The organism is Aeromonas sp. SCS5, from assembly GCF_001887375.1.
GTDB lineage: Bacteria > Pseudomonadota > Gammaproteobacteria > Enterobacterales > Aeromonadaceae > Aeromonas > Aeromonas jandaei.
Genome location: NZ_LFCS01000006.1, coordinates 219,383 through 237,633, shown reverse-complemented (window position 1 = coordinate 237,633; position 18,251 = coordinate 219,383). Strand labels below are relative to the sequence as shown.

Genomic DNA, 18,251 nt, shown 5'->3' with positions numbered 1-18,251 from the left:
AGGCCCTATGAGTCTTTTTCTGGATTTTGAACAGCCGATTGCCGAGTTGCAGGCGCAGATTGATGAACTCAAACATGTGAGTGAAGGCAATCGTGCCGTGGATCTTAAAGACGAGATCCATCGGCTGGAGAAGAAAAACGAAGAGCTGACCAAGAAGATCTTCGGTGATCTGGGTGCCTGGCAGGTATCCCAGATGGCGCGTCATCCCCAGCGCCCTTACACCCTCGACTACCTCGAGCATATCTTCACCGATTTTGACGAGCTGGCTGGCGATCGCGCCTATGCCGACGACAAGGCCATCGTGGGCGGTATCGCCCGTCTCGACGGCGAGCCGGTGATGGTGATTGGTCACCAGAAGGGTCGCGAGACCAAGGAGAAGATCAAGCGCAACTTCGGCATGCCGCGCCCGGAAGGGTACCGCAAGGCCCTGCGCCTGATGGAGATGGCCGAGCGCTTCAAGATGCCGATCATCACCTTTATCGACACTCCGGGCGCCTACCCGGGCGTGGGTGCCGAGGAGCGTGGCCAGTCCGAAGCGATTGCCCGCAACCTGAAGGTGATGGCCGGTCTGACCGTGCCGGTAGTCTGCACCGTGATCGGTGAAGGCGGCTCCGGCGGCGCACTGGCTATCGGCGTGGGCGACCGCGTCAACATGCTGCAGTACTCCACCTACTCCGTCATCTCGCCGGAAGGGTGTGCTTCCATCCTGTGGAAGAGTGCCGACAAGGCCTCCGTGGCGGCCGATGCGATGGGCATTACTGCCCAGCGTCTGAAAGAGCTCAAGCTCATCGACTCCATCGTCGAGGAGCCGCTTGGCGGCGCTCACCGCGATGTCGCCAAGATGGCCAAAAACCTCAAGGCGCGCATCAAGCAGGATCTGGATGCCCTGCGTCCGCTTGATAGCGAGCAACTGCTGGAGCAGCGTTACCAGCGTCTGCTGGGCTACGGTTACTGCTAAGTCCACTCGCTCTGCACCAAGCCCCCGTCGATACGGGGGCTTTTGTTTTATAGCCCTGTAACAAGCTGTCAGGTGTGCTTCTGAGCGCCGGTTGGAGGCAAAAAAAGCGCCCCAGGTGAGCGGGGCGCTTTTACCAAGATTGACTCGATTACAGCTCAATCTCGTCGGTCAGACCTTCATAGGCGATATCGATTGATTGCAGCTCCTTCTGCAGGCGGTGCTTGTCTTTCAACGCCTCAATCTCGCGCCATTTGCGTTTTTTTCCCGTTGTCCCGCGGCTACGTGAACCGAGCTCAACTACCTCGTCATAATCGAAGTTGAACATTTCCATGGCTCCCTCCTTGGTTTTTATCGTTTTCACCATCCGTATAACATAACGAGGTTGAAAATAAAACGTTTTCGTTACAGCTCTATGACCGTGCTAAAAGTCGGGTACAAAAAAACCGGGCCCCCCTGAGGGAGCCCGGTTTTTCGTAGAAAAATTAACCGATTACAGGCGGCCAGCCAGCATGGTTTCCAGCTTGCCCTGGTCGATGGCAAACATGCGGATACCTTCGCCCAGCTTCTCGTGAGCCATGGCGTCCTGGTTCAGTTCCCAGCGGAATTCGGCCTCGGTCATCGGGGTCGGCTTGGCTTTGTGCTCACCGGTGTAGTCCAGCTTGCGTACCACGGCGCCTTCAGTCTTGCTCAACTCTTCCAGCAGGGCCGGGCCAATGGTCAGACGGTCGCAGCCTGCCAGCTCCAGGATCTCGCCGGTGTTGCGGAAGCTGGCGCCCATGACCACGGTCGGGTAGTCGTGCTGCTTGTAGTAGTTGTAGATGGAGGTAACGGAGACTACGCCCGGATCTTCGCTGGCAGTGTAATCACGGCCATTTTTGGCCTTGTACCAGTCGAGGATGCGGCCCACGAACGGGGAGATCAGGAAGGCGCCGGCTTCGGCACAGGCGCGAGCCTGGGCGAAGGAGAACAGCAGGGTCAGGTTGCACTGGATACCCTCTTTCTCCAGCACCTCGGCGGCACGGATCCCTTCCCAGGTGGAAGCCAGTTTGATCAGGATGCGGTCGTTGCTGATGCCGGCTTCGTTGTAGAGACGGATCAGTTTGCGGGCCTTGGCGATGCTGGCGCCGGTATCGAAGGAGAGACGGGCATCCACTTCGGTGGAGATGCGGCCCGGAACGATCTTCAGCACTTCCAGACCGATGTTGACTGCCAGCTTGTCGCCCGCGTCGATGATTTGCTGTGCCTTGTCCTGGCTCTGGGATTTGGCCCACTTGATGGCGTCTTCGATCAGCGGTGCGTACTCGGGGATCTCGGAGGCTTTCAGAACCAGAGAGGGGTTGGTGGTGGCATCGATGGGCTGATAGCGTTTGATCGCTTCGATATCGCCGGTGTCGGCAACAACAGTGGTCAGGGCTTTCAGCTGGGTTAATTTATCGGCCATAGCGAATGTCATCTCTTAATGAGGGAGTAATCCCTGGGTTGCGGGCTTGAGACGGTGGTTCTGAAATAAAATTACAGGATCTTGATGCCTCAGGCTCAGAAAAGCGCGATGGGTATGACCCATCATCATTGCCTGCCTAATTAATACTTATGTGGTGCTTCCTGCAATAGGGGCACTTGGCTGTTAAATATTCAGGCTGTTGAGAAGTTCCGTTTTAATGCGCAAAACATACTGATTAATAAGGTTTTTTATATTTTTTGGCAGACTGTTTCCGGTTTGCCACCAAGCCATTTTTTTTAGCCAATATTCATATTTGCGTGGCCGATCACATAAATTGTTGAGTTGCATACTTGAAATTTTCTTACAGCGAAAACGTTTTGCGAAATATCCCCTCTTGAAAGCCGTTTCATGCAAGCGTTTGCCTGTTTCTGACGGAGAGAAATAGGCCGGCAGAAAAATACTCCTATGGAGCTATATTCGCGTTTGTCTGATTAAATTATTGGATTTGTTGAAAGTTTGCGATTTAAATGGAGCTTTAGTGGCGTTTTCCGTTCGTTTTTTGTGTCCAGGGTGATCGGGATCACTATTCCGGGTTCTTCCGCTGTGCTAGATTCCGCCCCTTTAGCGACACGATAATTAAACAACAGACAGAAAGCGGCCTGTGTACGCAGATTTGCACTGGCCATGGATGTGAATAACAACGAGAGAATTATGGACACCTTGATTGCGATGCTAAACGACCTGATGTGGGGAGCTGTGCTCATCTACCTGCTCATCGGGGTCGGTATCTTCTTCACCTTCCGCCTGGGTTTTATCCAGATCCGCCACTTCGGCCACATGTTCTCCGTGCTGAAAAACAGCCGCAAATCGGACAACGCCGGCATCTCCTCCTTTCAGGCACTCTGCACCAGCCTTGCCGCCCGGGTCGGTACCGGCAATCTGGCCGGTGTGGCCGTTGCCATCTATCTGGGTGGCCCCGGCGCCATCTTCTGGATGTGGCTGATCGCCTTTATCGGCATGTCGACCGCCTTCGTCGAAAGCACTCTGGCCCAGCTCTACAAGGTCAAGGATGAGGATGGCAACTACCGTGGCGGCCCAGCCTACTACATGGAGAAGGGGCTTGGCATGCGCTGGATGGGGGTGCTCTTTTCGCTCTGCCTCATTCTGGCGTTTGGTCTGGTGTTCAATGCGGTGCAGGCCAACTCCATCAGTCTGGCGATGAAGGTGGCCTTCGGCATTCCTGACTGGGTCAGCGGTCTGGCACTGGTGGCGCTTTCCGGTCTCATCATCTTCGGCGGTATTCGTGGCATCGCCCGTTTTGCCGAGCTGGTGGTACCTTTTATGGCGCTGGCCTACATCCTGCTGGCGCTGGTCATCGTAGCCATGAATATCAGCGAGCTGCCCCACGTGATGATGCTGATCTTCAAATCTGCCTTCGGCATTGAGCAGGCAGGTTCGGGGGCGCTGGGCTATGCCATCTCCCAGGCGATGATCAACGGTATCAAGCGCGGTCTCTTCTCCAACGAAGCGGGGATGGGCTCGGCCCCCAACGCAGCGGCTACTGCCACGCCCTATCCGCCGCACCCGGCCTCCCAGGGCTATGTGCAGATGCTGGGGGTCTTTATGGACACCATCATCATCTGCACCTGTACCGCGGCCATCATCCTGATGTCCGGCCAGTTTGAGCCGGGCTCCGGTGTGACCGGGGTGGAGCTGACCCAGCGGGCGCTCTCCTCCCAGATTGGTCATGGCGGCAATATCTTTATCGCGGCGGCCATCTTCTTCTTCGCCTTTACCTCCATCGTGGCGAACTACTCCTATGCCGAGACCAACCTGGTGTTCCTCGAGCACAACCACAAGGGCGGCCTGATGCTGTTCCGGATGTTTGTGCTGGGGATGGTGATGTTCGGCTCGGTAGGAGAGTTGCCGACCGTCTGGGCGATGGCGGATGTCTCCATGGGGCTGATGGCCATCGTCAACCTGGTGGCCATCCTGCTGCTCTCCGGCGTCGCCATCAAGCTGGCGAAGGATTACAACGACCAGCTCAGGCTGGGCAAGGTGCCCACCTTTGATGCCAACAAGTACCCCGAGATCCGCTCCCAGCTGGAAGAGGGTATCTGGGATAATCCCGTCAAAAAGTAATCCGTGTTGCATGATGTGCAAGAGAGGGGAGCCGGTGGCTCCCCTCTCTGCTTTTATGCCTTGTGTGATGCGCTTATGTCTGGCGATCCCAGCTCTGGCAAATCTGGCGCACTCGCCGTTTCAGCTGTCGAAGGCAGCGTTTCTGCTGATGGGCGGTGAGCGGCCCGTAACGCCAGCGCCGGTAGAGCCAGGCCGCCTGCAGCAAGGGGCGGGATAGAGCGGGGCGCAGCGTTGCCAGTCGTTCACACCACTGGCCCAGCGTCTCGCCCGCTTGCACTGTGCAGCCGGCCGCTTTTCCCCGGCGCAGCAGTGGCTGCCAGATCCGCAGGGTTGCGGGGGCGCGGGCAGGCCAGAGGAGCGGCAGGCTCACCATCAGAGCGACCAGTAGCAAACTGAGCAGGATAAGCCAGGGGGTTTGCCCAGCCAGCGATGGCCAGCGCTGCGCAACCTGTTGCCAGAGCTGGCTGGCATCGTGCCCCAACACCCAGCGGCTCCACTGGTAGTCGAGATTGTTGCCCCACCAACGCAACTGGTTGAGCAGGGCCCAGCTGCGATAGCGCTGCAAAGAGAGGGGATCGGCGGCGGCAAACTGCTCGCCAAGCGCCTGCGCCATATTGCCCTCGATCCGCTCCGGTGCGACGGCTGCGGTCGGGTCGATGCGCTGCCAATGCTGCTGCCGGTCGAGATACTCCACCCAAGCGTGGGCATCGAACTGGCGGACTGCCAGATAGCTGCCCTGCGGATTCCACTCGCCACCGAGGTAGCCGGTCACCAGTCGTGCCGGAATACCGGCTGCCCGCAGCACAAAGGCAGTTGCCATGGCGTAGTGGCCACAAAATCCCCGCCTAGTATCGAACAGAAAATCGTCCACCCCATCCGGGCCAAGCCGCGGCGGTGTCAGAGTATAGGTGTAAGGCTGGCTGCGAAATCGGGTCATCAGGGCCCCGACCAGCGAGCTCGGTTCGGGATAACGGGTGGCAAGCTCCCGGGCATAGGCCCGCGCCTGCGGATTGCCCTCGGCAGGTAGCTGGAGGTTGCGCTGCCGTTCACGCTCTGTAGCATCGGGGAGCGTCGCTGTGCTTGCCCGATAGCGGATGGCCAGCTCGTTGCTTCCCTGTCGATAGAGGGTCGCGATGGGAGTGGTTTGTACCGGCCCCTCCATCACGCGGGGCGCCGTCATGGCGAAGGCCCAGCGATGGCGCTGCGGCTCGGCGAGCACTTCATAGCTCCCCGCGGGCAGCGGGCTATCTGATAGTGTGGATGTCACGTTCAGCAAGGGGACTGTTTGCTGCCATCTTTTCACCTCTGCGCTCAGTTGCCAGCGCCGTCCGTCAAAATACTCCTGCCGCATGACCGGAAAGTAGCGCTCGGGAGCCGGCGGCGGGCCATCGGCAAAGGTGACGCGAAACACCAGCTCGGAGGAGCTGACCAGCTCGTTGATGTCGCCGGGCGCCACCTCTTCCGAGAGGCCCGTCAGGGCATGGCTTGCGGTCGGCATCTGCCAAAGCGGTGGCAACCTTGGCAGCACGATAAAGAGAGTCAGCAGCAGGGGAAGGGCGAGCAGCAGTGCGCCGCCCGCGCTGCGCCATGGGCGCTTCTGCTGCGGGGCTGCGGCATTGACCAGTGCAGTGACCGCCAGCCAGAGCGAGAGCGCCATCAACAGCGCCCAGCCGATGCTTTGGCGCTGCACCAGTGCCAGCGCAATCAGAAAGAAGGCGAGCAGCAGCACCTGTTCGACATCCCGATCGCGCCTAACCTCGATGAGCTTGAGGCTATAGCCGAGCCAGAGCAGGTTGACCAGCGCGGGCAGGGTGCCCAATCCCCGCCACTGCAGCAGGAGCATCAACAAACTGCCGATGGCCAGTATCGCCAGCACTCGTGCCGGTGGAGGCCGCCATCCGCGCCACAGCATCATGGCGCGGGTAAACAGGGTGATGGCGCCCACCGCCATGACCCATAGCTGTAGCTGGGGCCAGAGTGCGGCAATGAGCAGCAGCTGTTGCAGGGCGATGAGGGGCAGCAGGCGCCGGTTATCGAGCAGCATCTGTTCTGCCCTCGTCTGCCGGGTTATCCAGTTGCGCCAGTGCCAGCAGGCAGCGCTGTACAAATGCGGGGCCGCTATCAGGCCCCAACGTCTCCCGGGCCAGCGTCAGGGAGAAGGGAAGCCCCTGTTTGCCATAGTCGCAGCACCACCAAGCGAGCACCGCCAGCCGCTGCTCCAGATTGCCACCTGCTACCCGCGACAGAGTGAGATGGCGGCCAGACCGATGCGGCTCACAGAACTGCTTGCTGAGCAGGCCTCGCCCCTGTGCCAGTTGCTTCCAGGCGATCCGGCTCATGGCTTCGCCCTGCTGGTGGGCCCGCAAGGTATCAAAGTCGCCAATGGCGGCTGGCAACATATCCCCCTGCTGTTCGTCGGCTGTGGTGCTCTCACCCTCCCGCAGCGGGCCATGGACAGACTTGGGGTAGACCCACCCTTCCAGTTGCAGATCTGGCAGCGACCAGCAGCGAAAGAGGCCGAGGGGATAGCGGCTCTCGACTTTAAGCCGGCCAAGGGGGAGGCGACCGCGGCGCCGACCCGTGACCGGCAACAGCAGGTCTAGGGGCGTGGAGCCTATCTCGGCCTGCCAGAGCACGCCATCACCCAAGGTGAACTGAACGCCGTAGATCGGGCGCGGGCTCTGTACCCGTATTCTGATGGGGAGCTGGCTGCCCGCCTCGCCGGTAGCTGTGGGCCCGCCCATCAAGGCCAGACCCAGCAAGTTGCGATGGGTGAGCCACATGGCCGTCATAAACAGGCTGCCGAGGCAGTAGGCAACCAGCAGTACCAGATTGTTCTGGTAGTTGGTGCCGAGCAGGTAGATGGCGAGCAGTACCAGCAGATAGAGCAACCCCATGCGGGTGGGCAGGATGAAGAGGCTGCGCGGCCCCAGCGTGATCTGGCGTGACGGAGGGATGCGGCGATCAAGCCAGCGCAGCTGCCAGCGATCCTTTAGCTGGCGCCAGTCAGTCATGGCCGATCCGGATCGACGCTGGCCAGCAGCCGCTGGCTCAGGGGGCAGGCTTCGCCGTGCTGCACGCCAAAACTGCCCCGCAACCGATGCTCCGCCACATAGGGAAAGACCGCCTGCACATCCTCCAGCGTGACGAAACGTCGCCCCGCTGCCAGCGCCCAAGCCCGGCTCACCGCCAGCAGGATCTGGGCCGCTCGGGGGGAGAGGGGCTGTGGCAGCTCGCCATCAAACCGGCTCTGCTGTACCAGTGCCAGCAGGTAGTCGAGGGTGGCATCCGATAGGTGAATGGCCTCGGCTTCGGCTTGCAACAGGGCCAGGGCATCGGCGTCCAGCAGGCAGGGGAGAGGCTGGCTCAGCTGCTGGCCGCGCAGCAGTCTGCGCTCCGCCTCGCGAGGAGGGAAACCGAGTGAAAGCCGCACGGCAAACCGGTCGAGCTGGGATTCGGGCAGGGGATATGTGCCCGCCTGATCGGCCGGGTTCTGGGTGGCGATGACGAAAAATGGAGTGGGGAGGGGATGGGTATGCCCCTCGATGCTTACCTTCTGCTCGGCCATCGCCTCCAGCAGCGCGCTCTGCACCTTGGGGCTGGCGCGGTTGATCTCGTCGGCCAGCAGCACCTGGGTGAAGATGGGGCCGGGGTGAAAGGTGAAGTGCTGCTGGAGGGGATCAAAGATCTGCAGGCCCAGCAAATCGGCAGGTAGCAGATCGGCGGTAAACTGCATCCGGCGGCAGCTCAATCCCAATACCTGCGCCAGCGCCTGAGCCAGAGTGGTCTTGCCCATGCCGGGCAGATCCTCGATCAGCAGGTGGCCACGGGCCAGCAGGGTGACCAGTGCAACCTTGAGCTGCAGCGGTTTACCCAGAATCACCTGTTCCAGCGCTCTCAGCACCGCCGTGATCTGTTCCTGTGATTCCACTATTCCTCCCGCTTTCGCCTTGTCCGTATCTTGCTTCTCTCTTTTGGCACCTACAGCTTATACGCCAGTCGCTCAGGGGGGGGCTCAGTACGCCGTAAAACCATTGAAATTGCCATTTTTTCAATGACTTCACACCGACTTCACAGTTGTTCACTCTCAGCTCACCAAGCGTCCTTATGATGCACTTCTCAACTCACCACAAGACAGATGTCATGAAACAACCAACAACTCTCTCACTGCTGACGCTGGGTTCCCTGCTGATCTCTTCATTCGCTTCTGCCGCGCAGGATGTTCCGCTCGCTACCATCGTGGACGGCACCATTCAACCCGTGCTCAAGGAGTACCGGATCCCGGGAATGGCGGTTGCCGTACTGAAAGATGGCAAGGCCCACTACTTCAACTATGGCGTTGCCAACCGGGAGAGCGGTCAGCGCGTCAGCGAGCAGACCCTGTTCGAGATTGGCTCGGTCAGCAAGACCTATACCTCCACCCTCGGCGCCTACGCCGTGGTCAAGGGGGGCTTCAAGCTCGATGACAAGGTGAGCCGGTACGCGCCCTGGCTCAAGGGCTCCGCCTTTGATGGCATCACCATGGCCGAGCTCGCCACCTACAGCGCAGGCGGCTTGCCCCTGCAGTTCCCCGATGAGGTCGACTCGGCAGAGAAGATGCAAGCCTACTACCGCCAGTGGACGCCGCTCTTTGCCGCCGGTACCAAACGGGAGTACTCCAACCCCAGCATCGGTCTGTTCGGCTATCTGGCGGCGAGCAGCCTGCAGCAGCCATTTGCCCGCTTGATGGGGCAGACCCTGCTGCCTGGGCTGGGTATGCACCACACCTATCTCGAGGTGCCGAAGCAGGCCATGGGGGACTACGCCTATGGCTATTCGAAAGAGGACAAGCCCATCAGGGTCAATCCCGGCATGCTGGCCGACGAGGCCTACGGCATCAAGACCAGCTCGGCGGATCTGCTCGCCTTCGTGAAGGCCAATATCAGCGGGGTTGATGACAAGGCGTTGCAGCAGGCCATCTCCCTGACCCACCAAGGGCGCTACTCGGTAGGCGAGATGACCCAGGGACTGGGCTGGGAGAGTTACGCCTATCCCGTCAGCGAGCAGACGCTGCTGGCGGGCAACTCCTCGGCGGTGATTTACAATGCCAACCCGGTCAAACCTGTTGCCGCGTCCCAAGAGACGGGGGGGGCGCGACTCTACAACAAGACCGGCTCGACCAACGGCTTTGGTGCCTATGTTGCCTTTGTCCCGGCCAAGGGGATTGGCATCGTCATGCTGGCCAACCGCAACTATCCCAATGATGCCCGGGTCAAGGCGGCTTACGCCATTTTGAGCAAGCTGGCCGACTGATCACGGGGATAGCGTTTTACCGTAAGCAAGTGCGCCGGGATTGCCCGGCGCACTTTTTATCGCGTTTATTTTTACTCAGCTCATAGTTCTCTTCTGCCCGGCGGCTTGTCCATTCAGTTGCCTTAATCGCACATTGGCAGAAACAATATTTCCATTTTGGAATGTATCGATCGCCATCTCTTCACTAGGTGTGGTGGTAGGCCCCCCCTATAGTGCTCCGCATAGTCACTTGCTTGCCTGCTGTTTGCCGCGCTTTTGGCAGAACAGGGCCAGATTTCTGTTACGGAGCCTCCATGAAAACTTTTCTGCTGTGCGCCTTCCTGATGATCATCCTCTATCCGGTCGGCATCGATCTCTATCTGGTCGCCGTCCCCCGGATTGCCGAGAGCCTGCAGGCCAATGAGGCGCAGATCCACACCGCCTTTTCCATCTATCTCTTTGGCATGGCTGCGACAGTCCTGCTGGGAGGCATGATTGCCGATCGTTATGGCCGTCGCCCTGTGGTGCTGGGTGGTGCCATCATCTTTCTTGCCGCCTCGCTGGTGGCAGCCCATTCAACCGATGTCACCCAGTTTTATCTGGGGCGATTCTGGCAGGGGGTCGGGGCGGGGGCACTCTATATCATGACTTTTACCGTGTTACGGGATGTGCTGAGCGAAGAGCGGCTGGCGATGGCACTCTCCATGATCAACGGGGTTATCTGCGTCATTCCGGTACTGGCGCCGGTGTTGGGCTACCTCATCCTCTCCCGTTTTCAATGGCAGGGGATCTTCGTCACGATGGCTCTGGTGGCGGCATTGACCGGTCTGATCAACTTCTTGATGCTCAAGGAGACCCGGCCGGCAAACAGGCAGGAGAGCGCTGGAGGTTTGCCATTTGCCTTGTTGCGCTCCCCGCGCTTTATGCTGATTTCGCTGCTGACCAGCACCAGCGTGACCGCCATTCTGGTCTACGTCAGCGTTTCTCCCCTGATCCTGATGCAGGAGTATGGGTTCTCCCCCGAGCAGTACTCCGTCGTCATGATGGTGATGGCAGGAGTGAGCATGTCGACCTCCTTCCTGACGCCACTGCTGTTGCGTTGGTTGGGCAAGCAGCGAGTGCTGGCACTCTCCCACCTTGCCTACCTGCTGGCGGCATGCCTGCTGCTGGGCAGCTGGTTGCGGGGCAATGATGTCACGCTGCTGCTGGCCGGCTTTGCACTGGTCTGTGTCGGCTTCTCCTGCGGCTTCGGGGTGGCCATGGGAAAAGCGCTGGATGGCTGCCAGCACAATGTGGCCTTCGCCAGTGCGGTGCTCTGCGTCATGCAGATCAGCTTGTCCGGTCTCTATATTTGGTTGACGGGGCAGTTGGGCTTTTCCCCGCTGGCTATGCTTTTCTGCTCCCTGCTGCTGACGTTGCTCAGTTACCTGGGAGTGAAAGGGCTGGTACCATGGCTTGCTGTTCGCGAAGCGCAATCGCGGGGATAAACGGGAATGAGGAGGGATATGCGTACGTTGGTTGAGCTCGATCTGAACCTGCTGATTGTCTTCAAGTATCTGATGCAGGAGCGCAGTGTCGCCGGTGCAGCCAAGAGGCTCTGCGTCACCCCGTCGGCGGTTAGCAAGGCGCTGGCCAAGCTGCGGGAGTGGTTTGACGATCCCCTCTTTGTCCGGGTACGACAGGGGCTGCAGCCGACCAATCTCTCCCTGACGCTGGAAGAGGAGCTCAAGGTCTGGTATCAGCTGACCGACAGCATCACCTCGCTCAACAGCGAGGCGATCCCTGATGGTGCCCGCTTCAGTCTGGTGATGGAGTCCCCCTTCTACATCAGCTTCCTGAGCGATCTGCCGATGACCATCTACGAAAAGTATCCCAACTCGGTTGTCAGGATGCTGGGTTGGGATCATCACTCGCTCAACGACATCGTCAATGGCGATGCCGATCTCGGTTTTTGTGCCCGGGAGACCTATTCCCGCTCCCGGGCCAAGGTAAACCGGCTGCCCTATTACATCGATCACGAAGTGTTGTTCAGCGATCGTCCAGTCGCTTTTCTGCGTAAGGATCACCCCCTGCTGCAGCAGAAGTGGTCGTTGGAGAATTTTCTGGCTTGTCCCCAGGTCAGCATGGTGTGGGAAGCGAATGATACCTGGGCTCTTGATAGTCTGTTGGAGGACGAGGGGCTGAAGCGGGAGGTGCCCATCATGGTCTCCAGCTTCGAGCAGGCGCTGCATATTGCCGCCCAGTCTAGTCACGAGCTTATCGCGGTGGCGCCCTCCTACTGCGGGGGGTATGCGGCCAGGCACCATGCCAACCTGATTGCCATGCCCTTGCCACTGCCGGAGAAACTCTATCAGCAGCTGGAGATCGCTTTTATCCTGCTCTGGCACAAGCGGCACAATCAGGATGCCAAGGTAATGTGGCTGCGCAACGAGATAAGGCGGCTCTACAATCGCGAGTCGGAACAATCGAATGGATAAAAACCGGAGCGTTTGCTCCGGTTTTTTTATGCGCGCTGAATAGCTGATACTGATAAAAATGTATTTATATTGATACATTATCTTAACACTGATTCCGTAATGGAACGTTCTGACTTCCTGTTTTGCTATAGACTCTATACCTCCCTCTGTTAGATACTGCCACTTATAATAAACGCCTCTGCATTGCACTGAAAATATTGTTTTCTGTGTATGCCAGAGGCTACGCAGTAATTACAACATTAATAATATTGACTTTTTTGACATTATTACCCTGTTTTGCATCTGGATGTTTATTCAGGGGAGCGTCTATTAGTATTTGAACTCTCATGAAGTAAATCATTACGACTTTTATTTATACCAGAGAAGCTCTATTTGATCCCTTGGTTATAGCAGTAAAGGTTCGATGTAGTTGGTGAGTGGAACTGAAAAAGGTTGTTTATATGATTAATTGCAAAACTATAACGGTCACCAGTTTATTGACCGTATTACTCTGTGGCTGTGCCAAGAATACTGTTCACTCTGATGGCTCACAGACTATTGCACTTAATAAAGGTGCGATTATCCATTCAGAAGAGATTACCAGCCATTTTTTCTTTTCTGATGTCGACTTCGGTCTAAATGACAAAATTGATGCGGCAGCTATTTGTCATGGTGTTGAAAATGTCGTGCAGATAGAGACAAAACGGGGATTTTGGGACTCTGTGTTTGGCAGTTTGAGCGCAGGCCTGTATGCGCCTCGTACGACAAGAATTGATTGCGCAGGATGACAAAGAGAGGAGACAAGGTGTGATGAAACTGAAGAGTATATTGTTGGTTGTGAGCTGTGTGGGGGCCTTGTATGGTTGTGGCGGTGGCTCCGACGAATCCAAAGTCACTGTAGTAAAGCAGAGTAATCCAGACACTCCGCAACAATTGGTCAACATCGATGGTAAAATAACCCCCCACGATGTTAAAAACATCGATCCCAAGTCGGCCATTTTTTATAAGTCTGAACTAATAAATAGTGATAGTACATTAGGTTTGGCAGGTTTAGCTTTAAACTATAACTTTGGGTCAAGACAGAAATATAATTGGCAAGTTATGGTGGACGACGGTCAAATATTTAGTTCATGGTTTACTGGTTTTAATCAAGTAACCAAGGTGCCGGGCGAGCTGGTTTTGAATAGGGTGAGCAGAAGTCATAGCGCACCATCAGTCGAACAGAGCAGGCAAAAAATATCTATTGCATCCAATAAGTTGAGCATGGTTGATGAGGTGAAAAAGGCCACTAATGGGCTTGATTTATCTTTGATTGGGACGGCCAGTTATGCCAACTGGTCTGGTAAAATAAAGTTAACACCGATAGAAACCAGCCTTGTTAATACAGCCAGCTGGCATCCCAATAATGGGCTTGCAACCGATATGCTGGGGAATGTAGAGACTACCCGCAATGGGGATATGGTGACAGTTACCCTGGAGTTGCCTGCTGCCGGATGTACATTATTTGGCCGTAATAATGTACCACGCTCTCGTCGTGACATAATATATTTTAGTGGATTTGAACAATGCCAGTTTGACCCGGCAAAGGGGGCTAACTGGACGCCTAATGATTACTACAATAACGAAGCGTTAGCCAAGGCCAGGGATGGTGTGGTCGCTTATATAGCAACCTTTAAAAATGACGGGGGGACAGAGATGCTGGTGATTGGTTTCCCGAATCTGGAAGGTCTCTTCTTTGTGGTGCCAAAGAGCTAGGCAAAGTTTGGGTCATCATCACAAATCAGATTGATGGCAGTGCGGGAATTAGTCTCTTGCTGTTGAGGTTCAACGGCAAGCCATTCTATCGGCCCGTCATTACGCTGCGATGGCAAGCGTTATGACGGGCCGCTATTGTATCAAGGCAGCTATGGCTAATGCCTGACGAGAAGAGATATGCGTGCGCTCAAAGATCTTGATTTGAATCTGCTGGTGCTTTTCAAATACCTGCTGGCTGAGCGCAGTGTGGCCGGTGCGGCCAAGCTGCTCAATGTTACGCCTTCCACGGTGAGCAAGGGATTGGCCAAGTTGCGGGAGTGGTTTGCCGATCCGCTTTTTGTGAGAGGGCGCAGGGGGTTGCAACCTACCAATCTTGCCTTGACGTTGGGGGATGAGCTGGAACTCTGGTTCCAGCTTACCGGGGTGATCGCCTCGCTTAATCGTGATGCTATCCCCGATGGGGCTCGCTTCAGTCTGATGGTGCAATCCCCTTTCTATCTACTCAGTGACCTGCCCATCAAAATTCATGAGAAGTACCCCAACTCGATAGTCAAGATGCTGGCATGGAATCGCCATTCCCTTGGCGACCTTGTCAATGGCGACGCAGATTTGGGTGTCTGTGTGCGCGAAAGTTACGACCGCTCTCTGCTCAAACTGGGTAATCTTCCCTACTACATCGATCATGAAGAGCTCTTTTGCGACAGGCCCGTAGTCTTCCTGCGCAGAGATCATCCGCTGCTTCGGCAACTGTGGTCGCTGGAGAACTTTTTGGCCTGTTCCCATTGCAGCGTGGTGCTGGAGGTCAAAGAGACATGGAGTCTGGATATGTTGCTGGAGGATGAAGGGCTCAAGCGAAATGTATCCGTGATGGTATCCAGCTTCGAGCAGGCGCTGTATATGGCAGCCCAGTCGCAGCAGGAGCTTATTGCGGTTGCGCCCTCCTACTGCACCGCGTTTGCGGCCAAATATCATCCCAATCTCGTTACCTTGCCGCTACCTCTGCCCGAGCGCCTCTACAGCAAGCTGGAACTCACTTTTATCCTGCTTTGGCACAAGCGGCATAATCAGGACTCAAAGGTTCAGTGGTTACTGCAGGAGATAAGGCGGCTCTATCAGCGAGCGCCAGCCCGGGGGGCTACCTGAATTCAGCCGGCGGATCTGCGCCGGCTTTTTTGTGCCTGCCAGTTGTCCTGAGTCTGCGATGGCTGTGCAGAGAGCCATTTGCTGTCGTTCAATACACAGAATTGAAGATAAATCACGTCTCGAGTGACACTCTTTGCAAGAGAATTTGTAATCCTGTTTCATTAGAAAACATCATGAAAGTTGGGTTTTAAAGTGTGATCAACCATTAAGTCAGTTAATTGCCAGTGACATAACATGCCTCACCTTGAAATGACGGGGCGTGCCCCCTTATTTCTGCTCGCCCCTTTGCGGTGCATCAGTGTCGCTTCTTGCCCCACTTAGCACCTTGAAGATGACGAATGAAACATCTGTTGCCAGATATCGAGCGGCGGCTTGCCGGCACAGGGCAAGGTCGCAGTCGGGTGGCTTGGCAGGTATTTCATTTCATGGGCTCACCGCCATCAGATTAATAACAATAAGCAGCTATCAAGGCAGGTTACTATGCGTCCAGCAACAGCACCGACCGGGTTGTTACAACAGCCCAAACCCTTCTTCATGATATTTTTTGTCGAACTCTGGGAGCGCTTCGGTTATTACGGCGTGCAGGGGATCCTGGCAGTTTTCTTTGTACAGCAACTGGGTTTTTCCCAGGAGCAGTCGTTTATCACCTTCGGCGCTTTCTCGGCGCTGGTGTATGGCCTTATCTCGATCGGTGGTTATGTTGGCGACCATATTCTCGGGACCAAGCGCACCATGGTGTTGGGGGCGGTTGTACTGGTTATCGGCTATTTCATGACCGGCATGTCGATTTACAATCCTGACCTGATTTTCTATGCGCTCGGTACCATCGCGGTCGGCAACTGCCTGTTCAAGGCCAACCCGGCCAGTCTGCTCTCCAAATGTTATGCCCCGAAGGATCCGCGGCTGGATGGGGCCTTTACCCTCTTCTACATGTCGATCAATATCGGCTCGCTTATCTCCCTGTCGCTGGCTCCGGTCATTGCCGATCACTACGGCTATACCGTCACCTACAACCTCTGCGGTGTCGGGTTGGTGATTGCGCTGCTCACCTTCTTTGCCTGCCGCAATATGGTGAAAGACATTGGCTCCGAGCCGGATCATCTGCCCCTCAACTACGGCAAGTTGCTGATGGTATTGGCTGGCTCGGTTGTCATGGTCTTCTTCTGTGCCTGGTTGATGCACCACGTGGTGATCGCCAACATGGTGCTGATGACGGTGACTATCGCCGTGGTAATTGTCTTTTTTCGCGAGGCGTTCAAGCTCGACACCGTGGGTCGCAACAAGATGTATGTGGCCTTCGTGCTGATGCTGGAGGCGGTGCTCTTCTATGTGCTGTACGCCCAGATGCCGACTTCACTGAACTTCTTTGCCATCAACAACATGCATCATGAGATGCTGGGCATGAGCGTCAACCCGGTCAGCTTCCAGGCGCTCAACCCCTTCTGGGTGGTAGTGGGTAGCCCGGTGCTGGCGGTGATCTATACCCGGATGGGCAGCAAGGGGCGGGATCTCACCATGCCGCTCAAATTTACCCTCGGGATGTTCTTCTGCTCGCTCGGTTTTCTGACTGCCGCAGCTTCCGGCTGGTGGTTTGCCGATGAGCAGGGGCTCACCTCGCCCTGGTTTATGGTGCTTATTTACCTGTTCCAGAGCATCGGCGAGCTGATGATCAGTGCGCTGGGTCTGGCCATGGTGGCTGCACTGGTGCCGCAACGCCTGATGGGCTTTATCCTCGGGATGTGGTTCCTGACCCAGGCGATGGCATCGCTGCTCGGGGGCTATGTCGCCACCTTCACCGCCGTACCGCAAGGGGTCACGGATCCGCTGCTGACTTTGCCCATCTATACCGGCGTGTTTGGCAAGATTGGGATAGCGACCCTGATTATCGCCGTGGTGATGGGCATGATGGTGCCCTGGCTGAACCGGATGATGAATGCCGCACCGCAGGAGGAAGAGGGGTTGCTGGCGCCGCAGTCACAGGCGTGACGGGGAGATAGATGCAAACAAGGCAGGGGCACACCCCCTGCCTTGCTGTTGATGGCTTAGTTGTACTGCTCTTCCATCCAGGCTTCGACGATCAGCTGCGCCGATACGCCGTCCACGCTGCCCTTCTCCAGCGCGCGATATCCACCCTGTTCGAAGAGGCGGGCACGGGCGTCCGTGGTGGTGAGCCGCTCATCCTTGAACTCGACCGGTTTGCCGAAGCGACCGTGCAGGCGGTTGCCGAACTTGCGGGCACGAACCGTGATCTCCTGATCGGTGCCATCCATGTTCAGGGGAAGGCCGACAATGAGCAGATCCGGTTGCCACTCCTTGAGCAGCTTCTCGATTTCGTCCCAGTTGGGGATGCCGTCATTGGCCTTGAGGGCGCGCAAGGGACGGGCAGTGCCGGTCAGCTCCTGGCCAATGGCAACGCCAATGCTCTTGGTGCCGTAGTCAAAGCCCATGATGCTGCGTGATGACATGAAAAATCCTCGAAATAAAACGGGGTTCGCCAGCGGCTCAGCTGTGGCCGACGTCGCTGGAGAGATGGATCGGATTAACCCCGATGCTGGCGGCAGCTTGCTGCCACCGCTTGTGGATAGGGGTTTTGAAGATAAGGTCAGGATTGGGCGGGATCACCAGCCAGGCGCCATCAACCAGCTCCTGTTCCAGCTGTCCGGCACTCCAGCCAGCGTAACCAAGCGCCACCAGCCAATGATCGGGAGCCTCACTCGTACCCAGGGTTTCCAGTATATCCTTTGAAGTGGTCACCATCATTTCGTCCCCCACCTGCATCGTTGAGCCGAAACCGGGGCGGAAGCTGTGCAGTACAAAGCCACGATCGGCGTGCACCGGCCCCCCTTGCACCACCGGCTGCTTGAGTTCCGCAACGGTCGGGGGCGTGAGCTTGAGCTGGGTCAGCATGGCCTCAACGGACATGTCGACCGGGATGTTGACGACCAGCCCCATGGCGCCCTCTTCGTTGTGTTCGCACAAGTAGACCAGCGAACGCTCGAAATAGGGGTCCGAGAGGCTTGGCATGGCAAGAAGAAAGTGATTTTGCAGTGTTTGCATATGGGCCAGATATTGCAAAGGTATTTGC

16 protein-coding genes are annotated in these 18,251 nt (G+C 56.9%); 9 read left to right on the top strand and 7 right to left on the bottom strand.

From position 1 onward, the window contains the following. The first annotated feature begins 7 nt into the window (after positions 1-7). Positions 8-958 carry an acetyl-CoA carboxylase carboxyl transferase subunit alpha gene (gene accA / locus BS300_RS08890; protein ID WP_033116084.1) on the top strand — a complete coding sequence of 317 codons (951 nt, stop codon included), beginning with the start codon at positions 8-10 and terminating at the stop codon, positions 956-958. Positions 959-1,106: 148 nt separating this feature from the next. On the opposite strand, the gene BS300_RS08885 is transcribed toward accA, so the two are convergent. Then, the gene (locus BS300_RS08885; protein WP_005338547.1) at positions 1,107-1,289 is read right to left on the bottom strand and encodes a DUF3545 family protein; all 183 of its coding nucleotides are present in this window, start codon (positions 1,287-1,289) and stop codon (positions 1,107-1,109) included. Between the two features lie 159 nt (positions 1,290-1,448). Then, entirely contained in the window at positions 1,449-2,399 is a 951-nt protein-coding gene (gene tal, locus BS300_RS08880) for a transaldolase (RefSeq protein ID WP_071912242.1), read from the bottom strand. Positions 2,400-3,110: 711 nt separating this feature from the next. Between tal and BS300_RS08875 the strand changes: the two genes are divergently transcribed. Next, positions 3,111-4,541 carry a sodium:alanine symporter family protein gene (locus tag BS300_RS08875; protein ID WP_041208088.1) on the top strand — a complete coding sequence of 477 codons (1,431 nt, stop codon included), beginning with the start codon at positions 3,111-3,113 and terminating at the stop codon, positions 4,539-4,541. Positions 4,542-4,614: 73 nt separating this feature from the next. Here the strand turns inward: BS300_RS08875 and BS300_RS08870 are convergent, their stop codons facing one another. Genes BS300_RS08870 through BS300_RS08860 form a run of 3 tightly spaced genes read right to left on the bottom strand, consistent with a single transcriptional unit; the run spans position 4,615 to position 8,472 of the window. Further along, positions 4,615-6,585: a DUF3488 and transglutaminase-like domain-containing protein gene (locus BS300_RS08870; RefSeq protein ID WP_071912240.1), complete on the bottom strand. Its 1,971-nt coding sequence runs from the start codon at positions 6,583-6,585 to the stop codon at positions 4,615-4,617. Further along, positions 6,572-7,555, bottom strand: coding sequence for a DUF58 domain-containing protein (locus BS300_RS08865; RefSeq protein WP_071912238.1), 984 nt, complete (start codon positions 7,553-7,555; stop codon positions 6,572-6,574). The genes BS300_RS08870 and BS300_RS08865 overlap by 14 nt, the downstream gene beginning before the upstream one ends. Further along, positions 7,552-8,472: an AAA family ATPase gene (locus tag BS300_RS08860; protein ID WP_071912237.1), complete on the bottom strand. Its 921-nt coding sequence runs from the start codon at positions 8,470-8,472 to the stop codon at positions 7,552-7,554. Before BS300_RS08860 ends, BS300_RS08865 begins: the two co-directional genes overlap by 4 nt. Positions 8,473-8,684: 212 nt before the next feature. Between BS300_RS08860 and ampC the strand changes: the two genes are divergently transcribed. The 7 genes from ampC to dtpB all read left to right on the top strand — a co-directional run bounded on the left by ampC (position 8,685) and on the right by dtpB (position 17,152). Beyond that, complete coding sequence (ampC, locus tag BS300_RS08855) at positions 8,685-9,833, top strand: FOX/MOX family class C beta-lactamase (RefSeq protein WP_071912235.1); 1,149 nt, start codon at positions 8,685-8,687, stop codon at positions 9,831-9,833. A 293-nt stretch (positions 9,834-10,126) separates the two neighbouring features. Then, positions 10,127-11,299 carry an MdtL family multidrug efflux MFS transporter gene (locus tag BS300_RS08850; RefSeq protein ID WP_071912233.1) on the top strand — a complete coding sequence of 391 codons (1,173 nt, stop codon included), beginning with the start codon at positions 10,127-10,129 and terminating at the stop codon, positions 11,297-11,299. Positions 11,300-11,317: 18 nt separating this feature from the next. Beyond that, positions 11,318-12,289: an HTH-type transcriptional regulator YidZ gene (yidZ, locus tag BS300_RS08845; protein WP_041208095.1), complete on the top strand. Its 972-nt coding sequence runs from the start codon at positions 11,318-11,320 to the stop codon at positions 12,287-12,289. Positions 12,290-12,705: 416 nt separating this feature from the next. After that, positions 12,706-13,056, top strand: coding sequence for a hypothetical protein (locus BS300_RS08840; protein WP_133164099.1), 351 nt, complete (start codon positions 12,706-12,708; stop codon positions 13,054-13,056). 19 nt (positions 13,057-13,075) lie between these two features. Continuing rightward, on the top strand, positions 13,076-14,023 hold the full coding sequence (locus BS300_RS08835; RefSeq protein WP_143241748.1) for a hypothetical protein: 948 nt from the start codon (positions 13,076-13,078) through the stop codon (positions 14,021-14,023). A 177-nt stretch (positions 14,024-14,200) separates the two neighbouring features. Beyond that, positions 14,201-15,166, top strand: coding sequence for an HTH-type transcriptional regulator YidZ (gene yidZ, locus BS300_RS08830; RefSeq protein ID WP_071912227.1), 966 nt, complete (start codon positions 14,201-14,203; stop codon positions 15,164-15,166). Positions 15,167-15,646: 480 nt separating this feature from the next. After that, positions 15,647-17,152: a dipeptide/tripeptide permease DtpB gene (dtpB, locus tag BS300_RS08825; RefSeq protein WP_071912225.1), complete on the top strand. Its 1,506-nt coding sequence runs from the start codon at positions 15,647-15,649 to the stop codon at positions 17,150-17,152. 56 nt (positions 17,153-17,208) lie between these two features. Here dtpB and ruvX read toward each other — a convergent pair whose 3' ends face one another. After that, entirely contained in the window at positions 17,209-17,631 is a 423-nt protein-coding gene (ruvX, locus tag BS300_RS08820; protein ID WP_033116074.1) for a Holliday junction resolvase RuvX, read from the bottom strand. A 37-nt stretch (positions 17,632-17,668) separates the two neighbouring features. Further along, on the bottom strand, positions 17,669-18,223 hold the full coding sequence (locus BS300_RS08815; protein ID WP_043849418.1) for a YqgE/AlgH family protein: 555 nt from the start codon (positions 18,221-18,223) through the stop codon (positions 17,669-17,671). Positions 18,224-18,251 lie beyond the last annotated feature (28 nt).

Bases quoted from the DNA above. Each gene is read 5' to 3' on its own strand.
- accA (WP_033116084.1), top strand. From the start codon at position 8: ATGAGTCTTTTTCTGGATTTTGAACAGCCGATTGCCGAGTTGCAGGCG.
- BS300_RS08885 (WP_005338547.1), bottom strand. From the start codon at position 1,289: ATGGAAATGTTCAACTTCGATTATGACGAGGTAGTTGAGCTCGGTTCA.
- tal (WP_071912242.1), bottom strand. From the start codon at position 2,399: ATGGCCGATAAATTAACCCAGCTGAAAGCCCTGACCACTGTTGTTGCC.
- BS300_RS08875 (WP_041208088.1), top strand. From the start codon at position 3,111: ATGGACACCTTGATTGCGATGCTAAACGACCTGATGTGGGGAGCTGTG.
- BS300_RS08870 (WP_071912240.1), bottom strand. From the start codon at position 6,585: ATGCTGCTCGATAACCGGCGCCTGCTGCCCCTCATCGCCCTGCAACAG.
- BS300_RS08865 (WP_071912238.1), bottom strand. From the start codon at position 7,555: ATGACTGACTGGCGCCAGCTAAAGGATCGCTGGCAGCTGCGCTGGCTT.
- ampC (WP_071912235.1), top strand. From the start codon at position 8,685: ATGAAACAACCAACAACTCTCTCACTGCTGACGCTGGGTTCCCTGCTG.
- BS300_RS08850 (WP_071912233.1), top strand. From the start codon at position 10,127: ATGAAAACTTTTCTGCTGTGCGCCTTCCTGATGATCATCCTCTATCCG.
- yidZ (WP_041208095.1), top strand. From the start codon at position 11,318: ATGCGTACGTTGGTTGAGCTCGATCTGAACCTGCTGATTGTCTTCAAG.
- yidZ (WP_071912227.1), top strand. From the start codon at position 14,201: ATGCGTGCGCTCAAAGATCTTGATTTGAATCTGCTGGTGCTTTTCAAA.
- dtpB (WP_071912225.1), top strand. From the start codon at position 15,647: ATGCGTCCAGCAACAGCACCGACCGGGTTGTTACAACAGCCCAAACCC.
- ruvX (WP_033116074.1), bottom strand. From the start codon at position 17,631: ATGTCATCACGCAGCATCATGGGCTTTGACTACGGCACCAAGAGCATT.
- BS300_RS08815 (WP_043849418.1), bottom strand. From the start codon at position 18,223: ATGCAAACACTGCAAAATCACTTTCTTCTTGCCATGCCAAGCCTCTCG.